Below are 24,642 nucleotides of genomic sequence, written 5' to 3'. Positions count from 1 at the left end.
GCGTCGAGCGCGGTCACGTCCAGGTGGTGCGCAGACGGTCCTGGTGCGCCGCGAGCCATGTGCCGAAGTCCTGGAGGGCGGGGTCGAGGCCCCGGACGGCGTCGATGTCCCGGGCCTCCGTGAAGTGCTGCTCGCAGTCCGTGTAGTACTGGAACATGTTCCCCGACTCGTCCGCGCCCGGGAATCCCTGCGCACGCCATTCGTCCGGAGTGAGGGGGCGGTAGCGCACCGGTTCGCCGAGGGCCTCGGTCAGGGCCGCGGCCATGTCGGCGACCTTGAGATGTTCGCCGGCGATGCTGACCGTCGCCGCGATGAGATCCGTACCGCGTGCGAAGACGGCCAGTGCCGTCCTGCCGACGTCGTCCACGGCCATCCCGGAGAGCCTGGCGTCGCCCATCGGGTACGTCAGCCACAGGGCACCGTCCGCGCCGCGCTGCGGGGCGAAGGAACCGAACAGGTTCTCCCAGAAGAAGGTGGTGCGGAGGAACGTCGTCGGCACGCCCGCGTCGAGGAAGTAGTGGTCCGCCTCCGCCTTGCCGTCGAAATGCGGCACCTTGTAGTGCTCCTGGAGCGTCGGCATCCGCTCGTCGTCGAGCGGCACGCACTCACGGGTGTCCTCGAGCGTCGACCAGACCGCGTGCTGCACCCCCGCGTGCGAGGCGGCCCCGGCCAGGGCTTCGGCCTGGGCCTTCTCCCGCTCGGCGGACATGTGCTCCCAGAAGTTCGTCATCAGAAAGGCGCCGTACGCGTGCTCGAAAGCGGGGCCGAGGCTCGACGGGTCGTCCATGTCGCCCCGTACGACCTCGGCGCCCAGCCGCTTCAGCTCGGCGGCGGGTTCTCCGTCGGGGTGCCTCGTGACGGCGCGGACCGCGAAGGCTCCGTCCCGGTCCGCCAGAACCGCCCGCGCGAGGCCCCCGCCCTGCTGTCCGGTCGCGCCGAACACCGTGATGATCTTCTTGGCGGTCATGACTGGAATCGCCTCACAGCTGCGTGCGGAACCCGTGGAGCCCGAAGGCTCCCTCCTGGGCGTGTTCCCGGGAACGGCGCCCGCATGCGAGGGCCGCGCGGACACCTCAGTCCCGCCGACGAGGACTCGGTCTCGGACCCGGTCTCAGTCTCGGATTCGGTCTACGGCCGTCGAGCATGGGGCTCATCGGCAGCTGCCCCAGCGGCGGCCGGGCCTTCCCCGCCGCCGCACAGTACTCGCCGCCGCCCCTACGTACCCGCGAGCGGAGCCGGTGACTCCTTCGGTGCGCGTCCCAGTGCGCGGATCGCGGGTATGGAGAGCATGACCCCGATGAGTGCGATGCCCATGACCGAGGAGAACAGCAGCACCCGGTCCGCGCCGTACGCGTCCGCCGCCGGGCCGGCCAGGGCCCGGCCCAGGGGGATGACCATGATGGAGCCGGCCACGTCGTAGGCCGAGACGCGGCTCAGAACGGCGAGCGGGATGTGGGACTGCACGCTCGTCGCCCACATGACGCCCCAGAACGCGAACCCGCAGCCGGCCACGACGCCGGTGAGCGCCGTCACCGTGAAGGACCAACCCAGGGCCGGGGCCAGGGGGTTGAGGGTGAAGAAGAACATCGCGCAGGCCCCCGCGACGAGCGGGCGCGTCGGGCGGACCCGCATGCCGAGCAGGCCGCCGACGATCGTGCCGGCGCCGTCGGCCGAGGCGATCCAGCCGTAGCCGCTCGCACCGTGCTGTTCGGTGAGCAGTGCCGCGCCGAGCGGCAGCGCCGGGCCGAAGACGAACAGGCCGTACACCGCCCACACCGCGATGACCCCCCACAGCCACGAGCGCGACCTGAACTCGTGCCAGCCCGTGGCCAGTCGGTGCCACATCGGGTCGTCGCTCTCGTCCTTGGCGGTGCTGAGCCTGCGCAGCGGCGCCAGGCCGAGCGCGCTCATCGCGTACGCCGCCGCGATGACCACGAACGAACCCGCCACGTTCCAGTAGGCCACGAGAAGGCCTGCCACGCCCGGCCCGAGCAGGGTGCAGATCGCCTCGGAGATCCGCAGCAGCGCGTTGGCCCGCTGGATGTCCTCGGCGACCTGGGGGACCAGACTCGCCAGACCCGGCTGGAACATCGCGGTCGCGGCGCCGCTGAGCGCGAGGAGCGCCATGATGTGCCACAGCTGTACGTCCGAGCCGATCAGCAGCACCGCGAGAGCCAGCATGGCGACCATGCGCACCACGTCCGCGCCGACCATCATCACCTGCGGAGTGAACCGGTCGGCGAGCACGCCGCCGAACAGCACGAGCAGCACGATCGGCGCCATCCACGCGGCCAGCGCGTATCCCACGCCGCCCGCCCCGTACCCCGCGCCGAGCACGGCGGTCGTGAGCGACACCATCAGCATGCCGTCGGCGAGCAGCGAGGTGCTGCGCGCGGTGAAGAACAGCCGGAAGCGACTCGATCGCCACGGGCTGGGAGGGGAGCCCTGCTCCCGCTGCGCGGTTGCCTCATCCATCGTCATGTCACATCCCGGTCCCGGCCGGTTCCTTCCCTGAGAATCTGCTGCCGGAGCCAGGCGCTGGTCCGGTCCGCCTCCGCCGGCGGGTCGTCGACGATCACGTACCGGCGGGGGGCCAGTACTCCGGGGCGGCCGGGGAGCGCGTCCATCAGCGCGGTGTGGGCCTGCACCGGTGTCAGTCGGGTGTCGCCGGCGGCGATGTACGCCGTCAGGGCCCCGTCCTGTGGCGTGCTGCCGTCGGCCGTGGCGTCAGGTGTCGTCCCGTCCGGACCCATGCCATCCGGCGTGCTGCCGTCCGGGGCCGCGGCATCCACGGTCACGTGTACGTCCAGGCCTGCCAGGGCCTCGCTCAGCGCCTGTGCCACGAGCGGCGGCGACGTCCAGGACCCGTCGACCCGGCACCACCGCGGCCCGCGCTCGACCGGACGGACACCCGTCACCTCGGTCAGTGACGCGAGCGGTACGTCGTCCGTGGCGGCCGCCTCCAGGAGCCGTACGAGACCGGTCAGGAAGGCCTCGGCCTCGTCCCGCTTGAACAGCGCGGGATCCACCCAGGTGCTCAGGTGGAGCAGCGGTTCCGTCGCGTGGACGAAGGTCAGGACGCGGGTCGGCAGCACCTGGTCCGGGCCCCAACTCAACTCCAGGTCAAGGCCGGTGGCTGCGTCCGCCGTCGCGGCCGCAGCATCCTCCCCGGTCGCGGACGTGACCGTCGCGACCGTCGAGGGCAGCGTGCTGACGTCGTTGAAGACGACATCGCGCGCGAACCGGCTGCCCCGTTCGTGGGTCGTCCTCCCGATCATCTCCCAGAGGGCCACCGCGTCGAACTGACTGTGCCGGTACGCGTTGAGCGCCGCCCCCCAGGCCTTCTTCAGCAGCGCGTCGAAGGTCGGTACCCGGACGTCGAGGGAGAGCAGCGCGTCCTGGGACAGCGTGTTCACCGAGCGGGCGAGCCGGGGGTGGTAGCGGTTGGAGGTCGGGACGGCGGCCACGCACGCGTGCTGGTCCGTGCGGTGGGCGACGAGCGCGCACCACGCCGTCAGCAGCACCGTGGACGGCATGCCTCCGGTGCGCTCGGCCACGAGCGCCAGGGCCCGCGCGGCCCGCCGCGACCGGAGGGTGAGCTGCGGCGTCCGTACCTCGGTCCCCTCGGCGCCCGGCTCGGCGAACATGGCCTGGGGTCCGGTGCGGATGATCCGCTCCCAGTACCGCAGCGAGGCCTCGGACTTGCGGAGACCGGCCGGACTCGCCTCCTCGACGGCGAGGCCGAGCGGAGTGAGGGAGGCCGGCGGCGGGAGGGTCTCACCGGCGAGGAGGCTCAGCCACTCCTCCTTGAGAACCGCGAGGGCGCTGACGTCGGTCACGGCATGGCTCGCCGCCATGGCCACGAAGACGGGTGCGCCGGACCGGGCGACGAGGGAGACACGGAGGGGGAAGTCCCGGTCCAGACGGAAGCGTTCGGCGCGGGCCAGGCGCGCCAACGACTCGGCGTACCCGGCGGGGTCGTCGGGCAGGTCCTCGTGATCGAGGACGGTGACCGCGAACGTCCCCTCGGCAGACACCACTTGCTCGCGGGGTGCGCTCCCGGAGGCGTGCGGAAACGTCGTACGCAGTGCCTCGTGCCGTATCGCGAGCGACCGGAGGGCCTCGATCGCGGACTCCGTCCGGGTCCCCTCGGGAACGGGCCACACATCGTGGATGTTGATGTGCTCCGGCTCGTCCCGCAGCATGCAGCGGATCATGTTGGCCTGTCCCATGGTGACGGGGCCCCGGCGCTCCTCGCCCCCGGTGTACGCCACCGTGAGGGTGTGGGCGCTCCTCGGGGGGACCGCCCGGCTCGCGTGGTTCAGGGCCTCCCATGCGTCGGTCAGCAGGGCGAACTCCTCCATGTCCTGCCGTGCCTCGTCGAGGAGCTGCTCGTGAAGAGGGGCCAGGACGTCGGCGGCGGTGGCGTAGCGGCCGCCCAGGGCGCGGTAGGAGCGGTCGAGGACATCGAGCCGTTCGGCGTTCTCCGACCGGTCCACTCGGGTGCTGTCCCTGACGAACCCGGCGACCACGGAGGCCCGGACGTGGCCCTCGGCGTCGAGCAGTGCGACACCGGCCTCCTTCATCGCGGTGTACACCGATGCGAAGTGCGGCGTGGAGAGGAGGTACTTGGCGAACCGGCGTTGGTAGGCGAGGAATCCGTCATCCGAACGACGTTCGTTCGTATGGAAGTTGATGATGTGTCGGTTGTGCAGGACACCCGGCAGGCGGGCGTCCTGGACGAGGTGGATGAGGAAGTAGTCGCTGCCGATGGTGTCGGTGGCGGGCGGTAGCGGCACCCGGCCGTACACCTCGCGGTCGAAGGCGATGTTGCACATGTCCACGCGCGTCGGGCTGACGCTCATGAGCGTCGTCAGGTCGCCGGTGTACGCGGCCGTTCCGGCGCCCCGGAACGACTCCGCGATCAGGTTCCTGCGCCAGATCTCCGGGTAGCCGGAGGGGATCGACAGGCCGATGACGTCCTCGTAGATCCCCGGGTCGAGCCGGCGGATCTCCTCGACGTCCACGGACATCTCACCGACGAAGGAGCCGCCGACCATCGCCACCGGCCGGTCCGCGCAGGCGGGGTCGAGCCTGCTCCGGGAGACCAGGCCGGCCACGTCGGCGGCCCGCTGCCCCAGGGCCATGAGCTCGTGGTGGAGCGGGAAGACCGGTTCGCCGTCCAGGTACTGGTAGCGGCTGTCCGAGTCGCGGCGGTGGACCGACGTGCAGCCCAGGGCCTCCGCGAGGAGGAAGGCGCGGTTGGTGCAGGCGCCGTAGGAGACGCGGTCCGGCAGCATCAGGCCGAGCACGCGGTCCGGTGCGGGGACGTCGGAGCGGGCGATCACCTCCCGCAGGAAGGTCCGCTGCTCGTCCTCGTCGAGGTGGTGCACGACCACCCCGGGGGTCGTGGGCAGCGAGGCGATCACCTCGCGGTGCTCGGCGACGGTCGCCGCGTCGGAGGAGTCCAGGACCAGCAGCCGTACCTCGACGCCGAACGCACGGGCGCCGTACGCGGCCTCCTCGGCCACGGCCCGGATGGTCGCGGCACAGGCCCGGTCGGTGGGCAGGGTCAGACAGACACGGCGCACGCCGGCTCCCCGCCCTGGTCGGGGACGGAGGCGGCGCCCTTGTGCGCGGCCGGGGCCGGGCTCGGGGCCGGGGTCGCACCGGTGTCGATGCTGGTGCCGCTGCCTTCACCCGCGCCCGCGCCCGTACCCTCGTTCCCGTCGGCCGTCGAGGCTTCCCCCGCGTCCTTCCACGAGGTGAGTCCCAGCAGACGGCTGCCGAGGTCGTTCAGGGTGGCCGTCGGGTACCGCCGGGACTCGTGGAGTACGGGGTCGCCGACGAGGGTCCGGTTCCAGCGCGGGGTCCGCAGGTGTCGCCAGGAGTCGACGCGGGACCGCCTGAGCCGCTCGTGCTCTTCGAGCGCCGGCATCATCGACAGGTACTGGACCGCCCGTACCTGGTCCTCGGACACGTTGCGCGCCACACCGTGGGCGAGCAGGCCGTTCCAGATCAGCAGGTCGCCCGGGTGCAGATCGGGGCGTACGACGGGGTACTCCGTCCGGTCCACGGCGGGTCGCAGCGGGTCGCGGTCGGCCGGCTGGGCGACCTTCCACTCCTCGAACCGCCGGAACAGCTCCGGGTTGCACTGGAAGCCGCCCGACTCCGGCCGGGTCTCGTTGAGCGCGATGATCCCCTGCACCCGCTGCGGAGGGACCCCGAGCGTGGTGTCGATGTCCCAGTGCAGCTCGATGTCGAAGCCGCGGTCCGTGGGCTCGATGAGGGCGCGGTCGCGGTTCCCGATGTTGGGCGGGTTGAGGTTGAGCCGGTCCTGGGTGACCCACAGCTCCTCGCAGTCCCAGACGTCCACGAAGGCGTCGTAGACGCGCTGGGCCTGGCGGTTGTCCCAGAGGAGCTGGTGGTGGTAAGCCTCCACGAAGCCGTAGACGTGCAGCTGCTGGTCCAGCTCGGAGCGGAACGGCCGGTCCTCGTACCAGCTCTCCGGCCGGTCGGGGTCGAGGCCCTGGAAGTCCCAGGTGAAGTCGAGCAGGCGCTTCGCCGCCTCCGCCGGGATCGCCTCGCGGACGATGACGTAGCCGTACGTCTGCCAGTGCGCGAAGTCCTCCTCGGAGAGCACGCGCAGCGGGCGTGCCTTCTTCAGCTCCCGCAGCGTGGTCTGGGCGAGGTAGGACTCGCCGTCCGCGCTGAAGTACGGCAGGTCCGAGGCCGCCCGGTGGAGGTGGGGGCGGCGGCGGGGGCGATCGGGTGCGGGCGTCGTCATCTGGTCCCTCCAGGGCGGGAGTCGGGGCACGCGTTCCCCGGCCGGTGGACAGCACGGAGAAACCCTCGGCGCGGAGCCGGGGGCGAGTGGCATGGACGGACGGAAGGGCGGACGTCGGGGTGGACGGAACGGACGCACGGCGGCGCCCGGCGCGGGGTGTGGAGGTCACGCCGTTCAGAACAATTGGTTTAGACCATACCCGTTGTCAAGTGACGTCTCAATATGCGGAGTTGCATGTGACAGCCTATCGGCTTTGGTCTAGACAACCTGCGCGAGGCTGACCTAGTGTCCCCTTGCGCGGTCCGGTCCCGCAGGGATGTCAGCCGGCTTCATCGCTGCTGCGCTGCGCGGTCGACGGCGACCACATCCATGGGCGTTCACCCGCATCTCGGTTCGCCCACGCCCAGAGGGAGCGGTTTCCATGAGCACACCCAGCGCCACGGCCCTGCCGGACGGCGGCCTGAAGAGCCCGGGCGCGGGCCTGATCACGCTGGACCCGGTCCGGACCGCGCTCCTGCACGGACTCGACGAACTGCTCACCGGCCTCGCCGCACGGCTCTCGGCGCCCGAGGTCGTCGGCCCGCCGCTGCTCTCCGTGGAGGGCCTGACGCGCCTCGACTTCTTCCGCAACTTCCCCCATCTCGGCGTCTCCGCGGGGCGCTTCGCCCCGGACGCGCTCGACGGACTCGCGGCCGGTGAGACGCCTGGGGAGCTGCCCCTGCGGCCGACCGGCTATCTGCTGCCGTCCGCGACCTGCTACGGCCTGCTGCTCTCCCTGGAGGGCCGGGACGTCGGCGAGGAAGGCCTCCGCCTCTCCGCCGCGGGCCGCTGCTTCCGCAACGAGACCCACTACGACGGCCTGCGCCGCCTGTGGGGCTTCCACATGCGCGAGGTCCTGTACCTCGGCACCAAGCAGGGCTCCGTCGAACACCTGGAGAGGGGAGCCGAGTTCATCCTCGAAGCGGCCGCCCTCCTCGGCCTGGAACTGAACAGGGCCGTGGCCGACGACCCCTTCTACGACAAGGGCGGCTCCCGGGCCAGACTGATGGCGCTCGACCCGGTCAAGCACGAGTTCTGCGCCCCCGACGGCACGGCCATCGCCTCCGTGAACCGGCACCGCAACTTCTTCGGCGAACGGCTGGACATCCGCGCGGGCTCGGAGGGCCCGGCGTACAGCGCCTGCGTCGCCTTCGGAATCGAGCGCTGGATCCACGCGATGATCCTCGCCCACGGCACCCCCGAGCAGGCCCTGGACCGGCTCCGCGACGCCCGCGTCTGAAGCGAGGCCGCGGCGCCTCGGTGCGCCGGGCGCCCGACGCATCCCGCAATTCGCATCCCTCTCCCGTTTCCCCCCGACAGCTGTAAGCAAGGAGCGACCTCTCCCCATGGAACGCATCGCCGAGTGGCTTCACGAGAAGAACCCCGGCCTCGACGGCCCCATAGCCCACGACGAGGACCTCATCGAGGCGCGTCTCATCGACTCGATGGACTTCCTGGAGTTCATCGACCTCCTGGAGGAGCTCTCCGGGAACACCATCGACCTCCAGGAAGTCACCATCGACGACTTCCGCACCCTCGGCCGCGTCCGGGAGCGCTTCCTGAGCGCCGCCGCCGGCTGAGCGTCTCCGATGACGGGCGGTCCGGAGCCGGACCGGGCCACGGCGCTGGCCATCGTGGCGACGACCCCGGAGGTGCTGGCCCGCCCTGATCTGGACGAGGGCCTGCTGGCCCCGTGGGAACGGCGTCGCCTCGCAGGGATACGGCTGCCGGGCCGCCGGGACGACGTACTCGCGGCGCGCCTCCTCGTGCGGCTGTGCGTCGCCCGTGTCACCGGCCTTCCGCCGGACACGCCGGCCCTCGCCCAGCTGTGCCCAGGGTGCGGCGGGCAGGGCCACGGGCGCCCGTACCTGCGCGGCCGCCCCGGGCTGGGCGTCAGCCTCAGTCACGCCGACGGGCTTGTCGCCGCCGCCGTGGGCCCGGGCGCGATCGGCATCGACGTGGAGCCCTCGACGCGCCGCCCCGGCCCCGTACACGTACTCCGCCGTCTCCTCCCCGACGCGGACTTCGCGGAGGCCGCGGCCCAACCGGATTCGGGCCCGGCGCTGCTGCGCCTGTGGGTCCGGGCGGAAGCCCGACTGAAGGCCGGCCGGACGGGCCCGACCGGTCACTCCGACCAAGGCGACATCCGGCTCCTCGAATGGACGGACCGACCGCGCGCGGCCGTCGCCGCTGTGGCCTCCTGCGCGACACGGATCACGATCGCCTCCGCCTGACGATCCGCCCCGCCCCTACCCCACGGCGTCCCTCCGTGTCCCTCCGGAAGGTTCCGGGTGCTCCGGCGCGTGTCCTCGTCGCTACCTTCCAAGCGGCCAGGAACCACGTTCGTCACGCACCCCAGCAGGAGGTCACGTTGACCGCGCAGCGCCCCACCCGCAGAAGCATCCTGAAGTCCGCCGGCGGGCTCACGGCCGCGATGGCCCTGGGCGCCGGAGGCGTCCTCGCGGGGGCGTCGTCGGCCTCGGCGGCCGGTGACGGCTTCGGCCTGCGCATCGTCGACCGCAACGAGAGCGACCACCGGATGTGGTACTACCGCTTCGCGACCGACGCGATCGGCTGGAACCCCGGCGTGAACGTACTGCTGCCCGACGACTACCACTGGAGCGGCCGCACCTACCCCGTCCTCTACCTGTTCCACGGCGGCGGTACGGACCAGGACTTCATCACCTTCGACCGCGAAGGCATCCGCGCCTGGACCGCAGGCAAGCCGATCATCGTGGTCATGCCCGACGGCGGCCACGCGGGCTGGTACTCCAACCCCGTCAGCTCCAACGCCGGCCCCAGGAACTGGGAGCACTTCCACATCGCCCAGCTGCTCCCCTGGGTGGAGGCGAACTTCCGTACCTTCGCGGAGTACGACGGCCGCGCGGTGTCCGGATTCTCCATGGGAGGCTTCGGCGCGCTGAAGTACGCCGCCAAGTACTACGGTCACTTCGCCTCGGTCAGCGCCCACTCCGGCCCGGCCAGCCTGCGCCGGGACGGCGGCCTCGTGGGCCACTGGGCCAACGCCTCGGCCGCGGCCCTCGACCTCAACGGCGGAACGATCTACGGCGCCCCGCTCTGGGATGAGGCCCGGGTCAGCGCCGACAACCCCGTGCAGCGGATCGAGAGCTACCGCCACAAGCGCGTGTTCCTCGTGGCCGGCACCAGCCCGGACCCGATCAATTGGTTCGACACCGCGAACGAGACCCAAGTCCTGGCCGGGCAGCGCGAGTTCCGATCCCTCCTCGGCAACGCGGGGATTCCCCACGAGTGGTACGAACTGCCCGGCGGCCACTTCATCCGCCACGACATGATGCAGCGCGACATCGACGGCATCATCGGCCGGCTCCGCAAGGCCTGACCAAGGAGCCCCCCGGCGCGCGGGCCTCATGGGCCCCCGCGCCCGGGGGCCCTCGGCCCGCGGCCCTCTCGCGCCGTCTCATCAGCCGCCGCCACGACCGATCCACCCATGCACCCACCCACCCCGAGCCGACCAGGGGAGGAGCGTCCAGTGCTTCCCGGATTGCCCCCAACGTCTCCACCGCCCCGACTGTCCCCACTCTCCCGTCGCGCGCTGACCTGTGTGCTCGCGCTGATCGCCACGCTGCTGCCGGGACTGATGACCGCGAACCCGGCAGCCGCCCGGGCCGCCACCTCCGCGGCCGCGTGCCCGACCACCGGTGACGTCACGCAGCCCTACCACAGCGGTCACAACGGTGTGGATATCGGCGATGTCATCGGCACGCCGATCTACGCCGTGGGCGACGGTGAGGTGACCATCTCCGGCTACTCCGGCGACTACGGTCAGTGGATCCGCATCCAGCACGCCGACGGGCGGATCTCCGAGTACGGGCACATGTACCAGCGGGACGTCTCCGTCGGCGAACGCGTCGTGGCCGGCCAGCGGATCGCCCTGATGGGCTCCGAGGGCAACTCGTCCGGCTCCCATCTGCACCTGCGGATCTGGGGGGACCCGTCCGCCTCGTACGGCATCGACCCCGAGCTCTACCTCGCCGAGGGCGGCATCACCCTGCCCTGCACCCCGGGCGGCGGAGGTCAGCCGCCCAGGCCTCCGCTCGTCCACCCGGCCGAGTCGGGGCGGGTGGTGTCGGCGCGGTCGGCGGACGGGCGTCTGGAGGTGTTCGCGGCGGCCGCCGACGGGGTGCACCATGCCTGGCAGATGCAGGCGAACGGTGAGTGGTCGGCCTGGGAGTCCTTGGGCGGTCCGGGCGACGCGGAGCTTGCCATCGCGCCGAACGTGGACGGTCGGCTGGAGATGTTCGCGATCAACGGGAGCACTTTCCAGCATCGCTATCAGCTGTCTCCGTCGGGTGGTTGGTCGAACTGGGAGACGTTCGGGGGCGGCGGTCGCGACATCGCGGCGGGTGTGAACGCGGACGGCCGGATCGAGGTCTACGCATCGGGGCCTGTGGGGCTCTTCCACCGCTATCAAGCGGCACCGAACGGTGGTTGGTCGGAGTGGGAGGCCACGGGCGGCGGTCCGGCCGACAGTCGGGTGGAGATGGAGAAGGCCCCGGACGGGCGCCTTGAGGTCTTCGCCATGAACGGCACCAGCTTCCAGCACCAGTACCAGACCGCGCCGAATGGTGGCTGGTCGCAGTGGGAGACCTTCGGCGGTGGTGGTCGTGACCTGACGGTCGACCACAACGCCGACGGTCGGCTTGAGGTCTTCGCCTCGGGACCCGTCGGGGTGTTCCACAAGTACCAGACCGGTCCCACGAGTTGGTCGGAGTGGGAGCCGACTGGCGGTCCCACCAACGCGCAGCTCAGTAGTGAGCGCGCACCCGACGGGCGCGTCGAGGTGTTCGCGATGAACGGCGAGACCGCCATGCACGCCTGGCAGACCGGGGTCAACGCGCCCTACAGCGAGTGGGTCACCTTCGGCACCGGCGGCTCCGAGGTGACCGCGACGACGAACGCGGACGGCCGGATCGAGGTCTTCGGCACCAGCCACGCCGGCACCTACCACCGGTGGCAGACCGGGCCCTCGACCTGGTCCGAATGGGCCTGGGTCAGCACCACCGCGGGCCCCGTCCTCAACTGACCCACCACGACATCCGAAGGAGGCAGTGGGTGACCAGCGTCCAGAGCTCCTCGCCACCGAGACCACCGGGACCACCGCGACCCACGTCCGCCCGGCGCGGTGTTCCGCACCGGATCGTCCTGTCGCTGCTGACGTCGCTGCTCGTCGCCGGAGGTGTCCTCGTCGGAGCCTCGCCGGCACAGGCCGCACCCAGTGACCTCTGCGCCCAGACCGGCTACGCCGCCGGCTTCCGGGGCGACGGCCTGGTGACCGCCGTCGCCGTCGCCCTCGCGGAGTCCAGCTGCAACCCGTCGGCGACCAACGTCCAGAACAACACGCCTCCCTCCAGGGACCGCGGCCTGTGGCAGATCAACGACTACTGGCATCCCGAGGTGGACGACGCCTGCGCGTACGACGCCCAGTGCAACGCGAACGCCGCCTTCGAGATCTCCAACGGCGGTACGTACTGGCAGCCCTGGTCCACCTACAACCAGGGCCACCACTGGCGGCACATGGACGAGGCGCAGGCCGCCGTGGACCGTCTCGGGCACCACGAACCGGGGCCCGGCCCGCTGGTGTACCCGGCCGAGTCGGGGCGGGTGGTGTCGGCGCGGGGCGCGGACGGCCGTCTCGAGGTGTTCGCGGCCGGTGCGGACGGCGTGCACCACGCCTGGCAGCTCCAGCCGAACGGTGAGTGGTCGGCCTGGGAGTCCTTGGGCGGTCCGGGCGACGCGGAGCTCGCCATCGCGCCCAACGTGGACGGTCGGCTGGAGATGTTCGCGATCAACGGCGGCACTTTCCAGCATCGCTATCAGCTGTCTCCGTCGGGTGGTTGGTCGAACTGGGAGACGTTCGGCGGCGGCGGTCGCGACATCGCGGCGGGTGTGAACGCCGACGGGCGGATCGAGGTCTACGCCTCCGGTCCGGTCGGACTGTTCCACCGCTATCAGGCAGTCCCGAACGGTGGTTGGTCGGAGTGGGAGGCCACCGGTGGTGGTCCGGCCGACAGCCGGGTGGAGATGGAGAAGGCCCCGGACGGGCGCCTTGAGGTCTTCGCCATGAACGGCACCAGCTTCCAGCACCAGTACCAGACCGCGCCGAATGGTGGCTGGTCGCAGTGGGAGACCTTCGGCGGTGGTGGTCGTGACCTGACGGTCGACCACAACGCCGACGGTCGGCTTGAGGTCTTCGGCTCGGGACCCGTCGGGGTGTTCCACAAGTACCAGACCGGTCCCGCGAGTTGGTCGGAGTGGGAGCCGACCGGCGGTCCCACCAACGCCCAGCTCAGTAGTGAGCGCACGCCCGACGGGCGCGTCGAGGTGTTCGCGATGAACGGCGAGACCGCCATGCACGCCTGGCAGACCGGGGTCAACGCGCCCTACAGCGAGTGGGTCACCTTCGGCACCGGCGGCTCCGAGGTGACCGCGACGACGAACGCGGACGGCCGGATCGAGGTCTTCGGCACCAGCCACGCCGGCACCTACCACCGGTGGCAGACCGGATTCACCACCTGGTCCGAATGGGGCTGGGTGAACAACACCGCAGGTCCCGTACTGAACTGATCCACCGTCCGACCGCCGCCCCATCCCCGACCCGTGGTCGGCCGTGCCCCCGCGGCACGGCCGGCCTCGCGGTCCTCAGGAGAGACGAGCATGCTTCCGATCAGCCGACGGAACCTGTTGCGCGGCGCCGCCGCAGCGGGCACGCTCCCGCTCCTGCTCCCCGGCCGCGCCGCGAGCGCCGCGATCGGCCCCACCGGCGCCCCTGGGTCCGCCTCGACCCCGACCGCTGGCGTCCCGCCCGCTTCATGGCTCGGCCTCGCCGCGCCCTTCACCCACGTCCACGACCCGTCCACCCCCACCCGAGCGCGCTATCTCAACGACCACACCGTCATCAAGGCCCGGGGCCGCTGGCACCTGTTCAGCATCGTCGGGGACAGCGCGGCGCCAGGTGAATCCCCGGACAGCGCGCGGGAGATCTCCTTCACCCATGCCTCCGCGCCGACTCCGTACGGGCCGTGGACCAGCCATGCCGACGCGCTCACCGTCGACCCCTCCTACTTCGGCGAGGAGCACCTCTGGGCGCCACACGTCGTCGAGGCCGACGGCACCTTCTGGATGTTCTACGCCGCCGGTGGCGCGAGCGGTGCCGCCGTCAACCTCGCCACCTCCACCGACCTGTTCACCTGGACCCGTGAGCCGTCCGGCCCCCTCTTCCGGGGACTCGCCGCCCGCGACCCGATGGTGGTGCGGATCGGTGGCGAGTGGGTCATGTACTACACCGAGCTGTCCGGCCCGGGCGGCCACCACGTCGTGGCCCACCGGCGCTCCGCCGACCTGGTCCACTGGAGCGCGCCGGGCGTCGCGTTCACCGACGCGAGCACGGACGCGACCGTCTCGGTCACCGAGTCGCCGTTCGTCGTCGAACGGGACGGCTGGTACTACCTGTTCATCGGGCCCCGGAACGGCTACGAGGGCACCGACGTACTGGCGTCGCGCGACCCCTTCCACTTCGATCCGACCGGCTACGCGGGCCACGTCGCCGGCCACGCCGTCGAGGTCTTCGCCGACGGGGAGGACTGGTACGCGAGCGCCGCCGGATGGTTCCGGCAGGGGCTGTACGTGGCTCCGCTGGCCTGGCGGGACACGCCGCCGCCGTGGCAGAGCCCGGACAATCCCGTCGCCGGTCTCGACGCCGACGGGCGACTGACCGTCTTCGCGCTCGATGCCGGGGACCACTCCATGCTGCGGCGCGTCCAGCTCGACCCGAGCACCGACACCTGGTCGGAGTGGGAGACGTTCGGCGGCCCGGCCGGGGCCGTCCCCACGCTCGGCCGTGACGCCGACGGCCGTCTCGAGGTCTTCTCGCTCGCTCCGGGCGGGGCCGGCCTGCACCACCGGGCGCAGCGGCCGGACGGCGACTGGCACGACTGGGAGGAGTTCGGCGGTCCTGCGGGCGCGGCCCCCGCCGTCGCCCGTCACGCCGACGGCCGCCTGGAGGTGTTCGCCCTGAGCCCTGGGGGCGCCTCCGTCGCACGGCGGGCTCAGTCGTCCCCGGGGTCGCGGCTCTGGGGGCCGTGGGACGCCGGGTTCGGCGGCCCGGCCGGTGCTCCGCCGGTCGTCGCCGCCAACGACGACGGCCGCCTGGAGGTGTTCGTCCTCGCGCCGGGCGGGGCGGCGCTCCACCACCGGTGGCAGACGTCGGCCAACGGCGCCTGGGCCGAGTGGAACCTTTTCGGCACCGCGGCGGGCGCCGCGCCCCGGGTGGCCCGAGACGGCAGCGGAAGGCTCGCCGTCGTCGCGATCGGCCCGTCGGGCCTGGGGGCCTTCCACCGGCGCCAGTCCGTGCCCAGCGGCGGCTGGGACGCCTGGCAGTCGTTGTTCGGCTGGACGGAGGCGGCCCCGATGCTCGCGCCGAGTGCCGACGGGCGCCTCGAGGCCTTCGCGCTGTCCCCCGGAGGTGCGCGCATCGGCCACCGATGGCACCGGACGCCCGGTGGAGCCTGGGATCCCGGTGACGAGTTCGGCGAGCCCGGCGTCCTGCTCGCCGGTACGCCGACGGCCGCGGCCGACGCCACCGGACGGCTGCACGTCTTCGCCGTCACGGCGGACGGCCGGATCCGTACCCGCGTACAGGACCGGCCCAGCGGCGGCTGGCGTCCGTGGACCGCGTTCGGCGACGACCGACGGGTCGCCCCGCTCCGGCCGATCCGCGCACACTCGCGGACACCCGTGTCACCCTCTCCACGGGCGACCGCGGCCTGATCGAGGGCGCCCACCATTCTCCCGCTTGCGCACGGTTCGGCCCGGTCACGGAAGTGGCCGATGCCATACGGTGAAGAGCCGCGCACTACCGGTAGCGTTCTGCGTGCAGGACAGCTGTCGACGCGCGGGACGGGGGATCGGTGAGCGGCATAGTCGTCCATCTGCCGCAGGGGAGCGGCGGCGTCGTCGACGGAGAGCCGTACGGCGAGGCGGTGACCCTCAGGCTCGGACCGGGGGAGCGGGCGCGCTTCGGGCGGGGCTCGTCGAGGACACCCGTCGAGCTCCGCCTCGCCGACGAGGCCATCTCCCGCCTCGCCGGCGAGATCCGCGTCACGGACGACCACTGGCAGTTGAGCAACCACAGCGCGACCCACAGCTATCTCGTGGAGAACCCGGAAGGCGCGGGCGAGTACCTGAGGGTCCCGCCCCGTCGGGTCGGCGCGCCCATCCCCTTCGAGTTCTCCCGGGTGGTGCTCCCCACTCGCCGTGACACCACGGTCTCCTTCCAGGTGTTCGCGCCCGACCACGTCTATCTGGACCCGCACGGCATGGGCGGCTCCTGGGAGAGCCGTACGGTCACGGCGTACTCGCTCGACGAGACGGCCACGTACTTCCTGGTGCTCGCCGCGCTCTGCGAACCCTGGTTACGGGACCAGTCCCCGGTGGCGGTGCCGACGACCCCGCAGGTCGTCGAGCGGCTCAGGGGACACCCCGGCTGCGCCAAGCTGACGCCCCGTGCGGTGAGTTCGCACATCGACTATCTCGCCGAGGAGAAGCTGAGGGTCGGCGGCGGGCCGGTCTCCGACCCGGGCGGCGCGGGCCGCGCGGACCGCCGGCACGGCAAACGCGAGGCCGTGGTCGGTGTCGCGCTGAGGTTCGGGATCGTACGGGAGGAGCATCTCGCGCTGTTGCCGCCCCGGGCCGAACCGGCCGCACGGGGACGGTAGAGGGCGTGACGCAGGTGCGGAGCCGCGGTATGTCATGGGGGAGCGGCCTCACCGAACTCCTGCCTCCCGGACACCGGTTGGGTACGTGGGAGGTCGTCGAGCCGATCGGGGCCGGCGGCTGGGCGACCGTCTACGCGGGCCGCCCGGCGGCGGACGGGGAAGGCCCTCCCGGGCGGTCCGAGGTCGCCCTCAAAGTGATGCCGACCGCCGGACTCGCACCGCGCCAGGCCGCCCGTGTGGCCGAAGCCGCCCGGCGTGAGGTCGAACTCGGACGCGGGGCAGGGCATCCGAGGCTCGTCCGGCTCCTCGACTCCCTCGTCCTCGCCTCACCCGGACATCCGACCCTGGACGGCGCGATCGTCCTGGTCATGGAGCGCGCGCGGTGCAGTCTGCGGGACCTCATCGACGCCGGGACGACCGAAGGCGGGACGACCGAGGCCGAGGGCGGGCGTCTGATCGCCGGCGTCTGCGAGGGCCTCGCCCACCTCCACGAGGCGGGCTGGGTCCACGCCGACCTCAAACCGGAGAACGTCCTCATCGGCGAGGACGGTTCGGTGAAGCTCTCGGACTTCGGCCTCGCCACCGAACTCACCGGAACGCACGGGTACGCGCCGCCGATGGGCACCCTGGACTACCTCCCGCCCGAGCGGTGGAAGGCCCCGCTGGGGGAGCTCGGTGTGGAGGTCCGGCCCAGCGCCGACATCTGGGCCCTGGGCATCGTGATCCACGAGGTCTTCGCCTCGGGCGCAGCACCGTTCACCGGCGCCACGCCGATGGCGCGGGGTGCCGCCGTACAGGAGTACGCGGAGGGGCGTGCGCCGCTGCGGATGGACCAGGCGGTACCGGAGTTCTGGCGGTCCCTGGCCGCCGACTGCCTCGCCCCCACCCACGCCGAGCGGGCCGCGCACACGGCCGAGAGCCTGAGCCGGCGGATCGCCGCCCACGAGGCCGGAAGATCCGCCGTGCCCGTGCCCGTGCCCGTGCCCGAGCCCGTGCCCCGTACCGTTCGTCGAGGGCGCCGGGCCCGGGCGGCCGCGTTCCTCGCCGTCACGGTGTGCGGGGCACTGGGCGCGGCGATCTGGACGTACGCGGGCCGGGACGGCGGGCCGGGACCGGGGCGCCCGGAGGTGTCTCCGGCCCCTGTCCGGGTGTTCAACGCCGAGCGCGGCTGCCAGGACCGCGTCGACCGGGACCCCCGGTGCAGTCTGGGCCTGGCGATCGACCCCCGGCGGCCGTACACCGCAGAGAACGTCGTCCCGACCCGGGTCTGGCACGGCGACGTCCTCGAAGCCGACTGCGAGCTCCCCGACGGCGAGCTGATCATCGACGAGGAGGACCGGGAGTCGACCCGCTGGTTCCGTGTCCACCTGCCGCGTGGGGTTGCACGAGAGGCCTGGCTGCCCGCCGTACGCACGAAGGACCACCCGGCGCTGCCGCGCTGCCCGCACGCTGCGTCGTGAGGTCAGGCGCTCGCCCGGCGCCGCACGCTCGCGCCGTCGCGGTGAGTCGGCGCGCGCCCGTTGTGACCTCGCCGCACCGCCGATCGGCGGAGTTCCCGGCGCCCGGCCTGTGATCCTGACGACAGGAGGCCGTCGCGGGTGGTAGGTCGGTGGGATGCAGCCAGGCACATCACCGACGGTCACGGTCAGCCCCTTCCTCCGTACGGCCGCCGCGTACGCGTGGCGGCTGCTCGTCGTCGGCGTGCTCGTCTACAGCCTGTTCGCGGTGCTCGGACGCTTCCACGAGATCGGCGTGGCCCTCTTCCTCGGGCTCGTGATCACCGCCCTCCTCCGTCCCCTCGCCGATGTGGTCGCCCGGGGGCTGCCCCGGCCCTTCGCCGTGGCGCTCACCCTCCTCGGCAGCATCGCGCTCGTCCTGGGCGTGCTCGCGCTGGTCGGGGAGGCGGTGGCGGGGGAGCGGACGACCCTCGTGCGCGAGTTCCGGGTGGGGGTCGGCCGGATCGAGGACTGGCTGGAACGGCCGCCGTTCCGGCTGAACCCGGGGGCGTTGAGCGACCTCCAGGCCAAGATCGGGGATTACCTCTCCAGCCATCGCTCGACCCTGGTCAGTACGGCGTTGAGCGGTGCCCATCATGTGGTGGCCGTGCTGACGACGCTGGCCCTCGCGGTGTTCTCCGCGGTGTTCTTCATCCACTCCGGCGACCGCCAGTGGGCCTGGTTCCAGAAGCAGCTGCCCGGGTCGGTCCGGGAGCGGGTGGCGGTCGGCGGGCGCGCCGCCTGGCGGACCTTCACCGGCTACACCCACGGGATCGTTCTCGTGGCGGCGGTGAACGCGGTGCTCGTCGGGATCGCCCTGTGGCTCCTCGGCGTCCCCCTCGCGGTGCCGCTGGCCCTCCTGGAGTTCGTCGCCGCGTTCGTGCCGCTGATCGGCTCGCCCATCGCCCTGGCGATCGCCGCCGTCGTGGCGCTGGCCTCGCAGGGTCCCCTGGTGGCCGCGATCGTGATCGGTCTGATCGTGGTGATCGGCCAGATCGAGGGCCACGTCCTGCATCCGCTCGTCATGAGCTGGGCCGTACGGCTCCACCCGCTGGTGGTCGCGATCTCGGTCATCGCGGGTTCGATCGCCGCGGGCATCGTGGGCGCCGTGGTGGCCGTCCCTCTGGTCTCGGTGGTCTGGTCGGTGCACACGGCGCTACGGGATGCCCGCGCGGCGACGACGGAGGCTGGGGCGACACCGACGGAGGGTGGCGCGGAGACGGCGGAGGACTGAAGTCCGGTGCTCGGTCGGTGTCCGAAACAGCGTGCCTGATAATCGACTCCGCGGCAGCGGGGGATGACGCACGGCTGTGCGGCACCCGACACGGGGTCGGACCGCTGCCGCGTCGAGGCGTGGGGGCCGCATGGGATCGCTGGTTGCGTCGGAGGCCGTCGGGGCACGTGAGGACAGGTTCGCCTGGTTCTGCCAGACGGTGTCCACCGAGGTCATGCCCGTCATGCTCAGCACCCGGCATGCGGCCGACTTCCGGGCGAGCGTCACGGACCTGGACCTCGGTGCGGTACGGCTGTCCGCCCTGGCCTGCTCACCGGTGGTCTCGCGACGCACGCCGGTTCATGTCCGTCGCGGCGATCCCGAGCACCTTCAACTGGCCCTCGTCACACGGGGTGCGGTCAGGATCTCCCAGCGGGGCAATGACTCGGTGATCGCGGGGGGCCTCGTCCTCACGGACACCTCGCGGCCGAGTGAGGGGGCGTGCCTGGGCGAGCAGGTCGAGTCGGTGGTCCTGCAGATTCCGCGGCAGGCACTGGCGTTGCGCGCGGACCGGGTGGACCGGCTCCTCGCGCGGGACCTGGCCGCGGATGCGGGGTCCGGGGCGGTCTTCGCCGACTTCCTGAGGACGCTGATCGGACGCGGCCCGCTCTGCAGCCCGGAGGAGCTGCGCGGAATGGGGGCCGTCGCCCTCGACCTGGCTGTCGTGTTTCTCGCGCGGCAGCTCGGTGACGCCCGTGAGGCGCCCGCCGAGGCCCGCGCGCGGGAGACGGTGCGGCGGATCGACCGCTTCATCGAGAACAATCTCGGCGACCCCGGCCTGACGCCCCGGATGATCGCCGATCGGCACAACATGTCCCTGCGGCGGCTCTACACCCTCTTCGACGACCAGCCCCTGACCGTCTCGGCGCGCATCCGCCAGAGCCGGCTGGCGCGCGCCCACGCCGACCTCGCCTGCGGGGCCACGAGAGGTCTCTCCGTTCAGGCGATCGCGGGGCGCTGGGGCTTCTCCAGCGCCAGCGGTTTCAGCCGGGCGTTCCGCGAGGCCTACGGGATCACTCCGACCGAACATCGTGTGTCGTCCCAGGTCACCCCGCGGCACGGATAGCACAGGAACCCTGCACGTCACGCACACCATCGCGGGCTGCCCGGGCATAAGTTCACCGCTGGAGACACCACCCCGGCGTGAACGGAGTCACGGAACATGAACGTACGCACCAAGGTCGCCACCGTCGCAGCGGCCGCCGCCCTGACCTTCGCCGGAGTGCTGGGCTCCGCCGGGCAGTCGTTCGCCGCGTCGAACGGACAGCAGATCCACTTCCACGACAGCAGTGGCCTCGTCTACTCCATCCGCGTCCAGGGCTACAACCAGAACGGTGATGCGGCCTCCGGCTGCTTCAGCACCCCGGGCAAGGACACCTGGGTCGGGGGATGGTGGTGGAAGGGCGAGGTCGATGTCACCTTCTACAAGGGGAGTTCCTGCTCGTTCGCCACGTACTTCGGGGAGACGAACGCGTGGGTGCCCACCTCGCAGAGCGGCGACTGGACGACCGTCTCCTCCTGACCCGGGAGGGCTTCAGGCCTGCCCGTGACGCCGGGTCGACCGGAAGTCCCGCACCGAGGAGTTCACGTTCCGGTTGTGGTGCGGGGTCTTGCGCGGGACTTCCGGCCTCTCTACTCTCCGGGCCAATGGTTAGGAATATTTCCTAACCATTGGCCATGGAGGGAAAGGGAGTTGTCATGCGTCGACGAAGCGTCTCGCTTCTCGGGCTCGCGGGTCTGCTGGCGTTGCCCCTGACGGTGCTGCCGCAGGCACAGGCCGCCGACAGCCTGGTGTCCACCGGAAAGGCGGTGACGGCCTCGTCCGTCGAGACCTCGGCCTTCGGGCCCGGTCTCGCGGTGGACGGCAGCGCGGCCACTCGCTGGGCGAGCCTCGAAGGGGTCGATCCGCAGTGGATCCGCATCGACCTCGGGGCCGGTCACACGATCTCCCGCGTCAAGCTCAACTGGGAGGACGCGTACGGGAAGACGTACAAGATCCAGACCTCGGCCGACGGCTCGACCTGGTCCGACGTCTACTCCACCACCGCCGGTGACGGCGCGACCGACGACCTGACGGTCTCCGGCAGCGGCCGCTACGTCCGCATGTACGGGACCGGCCGCGGCACCGCGTACGGCTACTCCCTCTGGGAGTTCGAGGTGTACGGCGCGCCCACCGGCACCGGGGGCGGCGGCGGCACGGCCGTCCCCTTCGGCAGCCACCTCAAGCCCTACGCCGCCGGCACGCTGAAGCCCTCCGGCTCCCAGGCCACCCTCGACCAGAAGGTCGTCGACTACTACAACAGGTGGAAGTCCGCCTTCGTCCGGCAGAACTGCGGCAACGGCTGGTACCAGATCATCTCGCCCGACGCCGACCACCCGTACGTCGCCGAGGCGCAGGGCTACGGCATGGTCGTCGCCGCGACCATGGCCGGCGCCGACCCCGACGCGAAGAAGATCTTCGACGGCCTCGTCAAGTGGAAGATCGACCACCCGTCCGCCGTCAACCCGAACCTGCTCGCCGCCGAACAGGACGTCGACTGTCGCAGCGTCAACGGCGGTGACGGCGCCACCGACGGCGACATGGACGTGGCCTACGGTCTGCTCCTCGCCGACAAGCAGTGGGGCAGCACCGGCACGTACAACTACAAGGACCTCGCCCTCAAGCACATCGCCGCGATCAAGAAGGACGAGCTCAACCCGACGACCAAGCTCCTGAAGCTCGGCGACTGGAGCAGCTCCGGCGACCAGTACTACTACATATCCCGTACCTCCGACTGGATGGTCGACCACTTCCGCGCCTTCCGTACGGCCTCCGGCGACACGACCTGGGACGCCGTGCGCACCGCGCACCAGACCCAGATCTCCCGTCTCCAGTCGACCTACGCCTCCGGCACCGGACTCCTCCCCGACTTCGTCGTCGACACCAACACCACCCCCAGGCCCGCCCCGGGCCAGGTCCTCGAGGACCCCAACGACGGCGCGTACTGGTGGAACGCCTGCCGTACCCCGTGGCGCATCGCGGACGACGCGGTGACCAGCGGCGACGCCACGTCGCTCGCGGCCGCGCGGAAGGTCAACAGCTGGATCAAGACGAAGACCGGCGGCGACCCGAACAAGATCGCCATCGGCTACAAGCTCAACGGCACCCAGATCTCGGCGGGCAGCGAGGCCGCCTTCTTCGCCCCGTTCGCGGTGGCGGCGATGACCGACTCCGGCAGCCAGGCCTGGCTGGACGCCCTGTGGAACAAGATGCTGGCCACCCCGATCGACACCAGCAGCTACTTCTCCGCGAGCATCCAGCTCCAGGTCATGATCACGGCCTCAGGCAACCACTGGGTCCCGTAGCGGTACGGACAGCGCCTTGAGGCAGTCCGTCAGGGCCGCCGTGGTGGCACCGAGCGGGAACCGCGCGGCGAGCTGCCCGTCCGGGCGCACGACGAAGCCGGTGTCGCCGTCGGGGAGGTAGATCCGCGCGAACTCCCCGGCGGCGTCCCGGTATGCCGGAGCGCCGAGGGCGGGGGAGGCGTCCGGATCGGCTTCCCGGGGGAGCAGGGCGACGACGTCGAGCGGCAGCCGCTCGGCGGCGGCGGCCCTCGCCGCCGCCACCGCCCGCGCCAGCCCGGTGACATCGGCCCCGTACAGCACGGCCACGTGTCCCGGGCGGTCGCGCAGGACGTCGAGCAGTCGCAGCGGGTAGACGGCGACCGGTGTGTTCAGACCGCCGCAGTCCGGGGCCAGATCGCCGGGCTGCGGCGCGCCGACCGGCCCGTACGGGGCGCCGGCGAGCGGGCCGTCCCGGTAGCCGACGAGCAGTTGGGCCTCGCGGAGCAGCAGGGTCGTCAGGTCGTCCGGGTCGCTCTCGATGCCCCGGGTGGCGTGCCGCACGGTACGGCCGACGACCTCCTCGCCCACCGGGCGGCGCTCGGCGTCGTAGCTGCCGAGCAGCGCGGGCCCGGCCTCGCCCTTCACCACGAGGGCGAGCTTCCAGGCCAGATTGGCGGCGTCCTGGATGCCGGTGTTCATGCCCTGGGCGCCGGTGGGCGGGTGGATGTGCGCGGCGTCGCCCGCGACGAAGACCCGCCCCTCGCCGTAACGGCCGACGATGCGGTGGCTGATGCGGAACACCGACGACCAGCGCAGATCGGAGAGCCGGGCCGGCCCCGGGGCCAGCCGGTCGACGACGGCCTGGAGACGGGACAGCTCGGGGCCGCGACCGCCCTGGAGACCGTGGGCGAGTCCGTCCGACGGGGAGCCGCTCCGGGGCGGTTGCGCCGCCGGCGCCGCATCGGCCGGTTCGGCCGGCTCGGGCGGCACCTTCATCGACATCCGGTAGCGGCCGGCGCCGGGCAGCGGAATGCAGACGAGGACGTCGTTGAGGGACCCGTCGGCGGCACGGTGCTCGCAGCGGAGCGCGTACCCCTCTGGCAGGTCCCAGTCGGACTCGGCCACGACGTCGCCGAGCATGTACGCCTCCGGGAACGCGCCGCCCTCGTACGACAGGCCCAGTGTCTTGCGGACGACGCTGTGGGCACCGTCGCAGCCGATCAGATAGGGGACCCGCAGCTCCTCGGTGAGCCCCGACGCGCTGCGCAGCAGTGCGGTGACCCCGTCCGGGTCCTGGACGAAAGAGACGATTTCGGTCCCGCGCTCGATGGACGTCCCCAGGCCGGCGACGTACTCCTCCAGGAGCCGCTCGGTCTCGTACTGCGGCAGCGCGGCGAAGCCGTACGGCACGTCGGGGGGCAGCTCCAGCGCGATCCGCGCCGCCACCGCGCCGTTGACGTACGTCAGTTGGCCGCGCATCGGGACGGCGGCCTCCAGGACGGCACGGATCAGGCCCATCCGGTCCCACAGCTCCAGGGTGCGCGGCTGGATCCCGACGGCCTTGGCGTACGGGAGTCTGGCCGGCAGCCGGTCGACGAGCCGGCAGCGCACCCCGTGCCTGCGGAGCTCGGCGGCGGCGCTCAGGCCGACCGGACCCGCGCCCACGATGAGTACGTCGGTGGTGGTGCCGGTGTGCGCCACGGGTGCCCTCCAGTGCCGGCCGGCTTCTCGCCAGGTCCCGTTCTCCATGGTCACCCGCGGCCGCTCGTTCGGCGAGCGCGGTGGCTCCGCCCGTGGACGGCGTTCCTGGTCTGCGCCGCCGCCGCGCTCGGCCTCTGGGGTGTCGCGGCGGTGTGGCATCCGCGCCAGGGGCCCGATCCGGGGCACGGGCCCGGCATCTGACGGCCCCGGGAGCAGCGATAGCGTGCCGGACGGGCATCCCTCCGGGGGCGTACGAAAGAACGAGGA

The 24,642-nt window shown here is 72.0% G+C and carries 18 protein-coding genes; 13 read left to right on the top strand and 5 right to left on the bottom strand.

From position 1 onward, the window contains the following. Positions 1-13 precede the first annotated feature (13 nt). The 4 genes from E0F75_RS04995 to E0F75_RS04975 form a co-directional block, all read right to left on the bottom strand. Positions 14-967, bottom strand: coding sequence for an NmrA/HSCARG family protein (locus E0F75_RS04995; protein ID WP_187621236.1), 954 nt, complete (start codon positions 965-967; stop codon positions 14-16). A gap of 248 nt (positions 968-1,215) precedes the next feature. After that, entirely contained in the window at positions 1,216-2,481 is a 1,266-nt protein-coding gene (locus tag E0F75_RS04990) for an MFS transporter (RefSeq protein WP_187621235.1), read from the bottom strand. Continuing rightward, positions 2,478-5,531, bottom strand: a complete 3,054-nt coding sequence (locus E0F75_RS40670; RefSeq protein WP_374115375.1) for a DUF6271 family protein — start codon at positions 5,529-5,531, stop codon at positions 2,478-2,480. Before E0F75_RS40670 ends, E0F75_RS04990 begins: the two co-directional genes overlap by 4 nt. A gap of 41 nt (positions 5,532-5,572) precedes the next feature. Beyond that, on the bottom strand, positions 5,573-6,787 hold the full coding sequence (locus tag E0F75_RS04975) for a phytanoyl-CoA dioxygenase family protein (RefSeq protein ID WP_229312507.1): 1,215 nt from the start codon (positions 6,785-6,787) through the stop codon (positions 5,573-5,575). A 421-nt stretch (positions 6,788-7,208) separates the two neighbouring features. On the opposite strand from E0F75_RS04975, the gene E0F75_RS04970 reads away from it, so the two are divergent. From E0F75_RS04970 to E0F75_RS04910, 13 genes are all read left to right on the top strand, one after another. Next, entirely contained in the window at positions 7,209-8,066 is an 858-nt protein-coding gene (locus tag E0F75_RS04970; protein WP_187621234.1) for a hypothetical protein, read from the top strand. Positions 8,067-8,172: 106 nt separating this feature from the next. After that, on the top strand, positions 8,173-8,406 hold the full coding sequence (locus tag E0F75_RS04965; RefSeq protein WP_187621233.1) for an acyl carrier protein: 234 nt from the start codon (positions 8,173-8,175) through the stop codon (positions 8,404-8,406). A gap of 9 nt (positions 8,407-8,415) precedes the next feature. Next, positions 8,416-9,060 carry a 4'-phosphopantetheinyl transferase superfamily protein gene (locus E0F75_RS04960; protein ID WP_187621232.1) on the top strand — a complete coding sequence of 215 codons (645 nt, stop codon included), beginning with the start codon at positions 8,416-8,418 and terminating at the stop codon, positions 9,058-9,060. Between the two features lie 137 nt (positions 9,061-9,197). After that, positions 9,198-10,187: an alpha/beta hydrolase family protein gene (locus E0F75_RS04955; RefSeq protein WP_187621231.1), complete on the top strand. Its 990-nt coding sequence runs from the start codon at positions 9,198-9,200 to the stop codon at positions 10,185-10,187. A 258-nt stretch (positions 10,188-10,445) separates the two neighbouring features. Continuing rightward, positions 10,446-11,891 (top strand): peptidoglycan DD-metalloendopeptidase family protein, encoded by a 1,446-nt coding sequence (locus E0F75_RS04950; protein WP_229312556.1) that lies wholly within the window; start codon positions 10,446-10,448, stop codon positions 11,889-11,891. A gap of 29 nt (positions 11,892-11,920) precedes the next feature. Beyond that, a complete protein-coding gene (locus E0F75_RS04945) occupies positions 11,921-13,432 on the top strand; it encodes a hypothetical protein (RefSeq protein WP_229312506.1) in 1,512 nt (503 codons plus the stop codon). A gap of 90 nt (positions 13,433-13,522) precedes the next feature. Continuing rightward, the gene (locus tag E0F75_RS04940) at positions 13,523-15,634 is read left to right on the top strand and encodes a family 43 glycosylhydrolase (RefSeq protein WP_187621229.1); all 2,112 of its coding nucleotides are present in this window, start codon (positions 13,523-13,525) and stop codon (positions 15,632-15,634) included. 140 nt (positions 15,635-15,774) lie between these two features. Next, positions 15,775-16,581, top strand: coding sequence for a serine/threonine protein kinase (locus E0F75_RS04935; protein WP_187621228.1), 807 nt, complete (start codon positions 15,775-15,777; stop codon positions 16,579-16,581). A 29-nt stretch (positions 16,582-16,610) separates the two neighbouring features. Then, complete coding sequence (locus tag E0F75_RS04930; RefSeq protein WP_187621227.1) at positions 16,611-18,041, top strand: serine/threonine-protein kinase; 1,431 nt, start codon at positions 16,611-16,613, stop codon at positions 18,039-18,041. A 154-nt stretch (positions 18,042-18,195) separates the two neighbouring features. Next, on the top strand, positions 18,196-19,311 hold the full coding sequence (locus tag E0F75_RS04925; RefSeq protein WP_187621226.1) for an AI-2E family transporter: 1,116 nt from the start codon (positions 18,196-18,198) through the stop codon (positions 19,309-19,311). Positions 19,312-19,441: 130 nt separating this feature from the next. Next, positions 19,442-20,416 carry a helix-turn-helix domain-containing protein gene (locus E0F75_RS04920; RefSeq protein ID WP_187621225.1) on the top strand — a complete coding sequence of 325 codons (975 nt, stop codon included), beginning with the start codon at positions 19,442-19,444 and terminating at the stop codon, positions 20,414-20,416. 96 nt (positions 20,417-20,512) lie between these two features. Further along, positions 20,513-20,872: a hypothetical protein gene (locus tag E0F75_RS04915; protein WP_187621224.1), complete on the top strand. Its 360-nt coding sequence runs from the start codon at positions 20,513-20,515 to the stop codon at positions 20,870-20,872. 176 nt (positions 20,873-21,048) lie between these two features. Beyond that, the gene (locus tag E0F75_RS04910) at positions 21,049-22,695 is read left to right on the top strand and encodes a glycosyl hydrolase family 8 (RefSeq protein WP_187621223.1); all 1,647 of its coding nucleotides are present in this window, start codon (positions 21,049-21,051) and stop codon (positions 22,693-22,695) included. Here E0F75_RS04910 and E0F75_RS04905 read toward each other — a convergent pair. After that, a complete protein-coding gene (locus E0F75_RS04905) occupies positions 22,672-24,375 on the bottom strand; it encodes an FAD-dependent monooxygenase (RefSeq protein ID WP_229312505.1) in 1,704 nt (567 codons plus the stop codon). The genes E0F75_RS04910 and E0F75_RS04905 overlap by 24 nt on opposite strands. Between the last annotated feature and the right edge of the window lie 267 nt (positions 24,376-24,642).

Origin of the sequence: Streptomyces sp. CB02980 (assembly GCF_014451325.2) — a bacterium.
Taxonomy (GTDB): domain Bacteria; phylum Actinomycetota; class Actinomycetes; order Streptomycetales; family Streptomycetaceae; genus Streptomyces.
The sequence above is the reverse complement of the archived record's forward strand: the minus strand, read 5'-3'. Positions and strand labels throughout refer to the sequence as shown.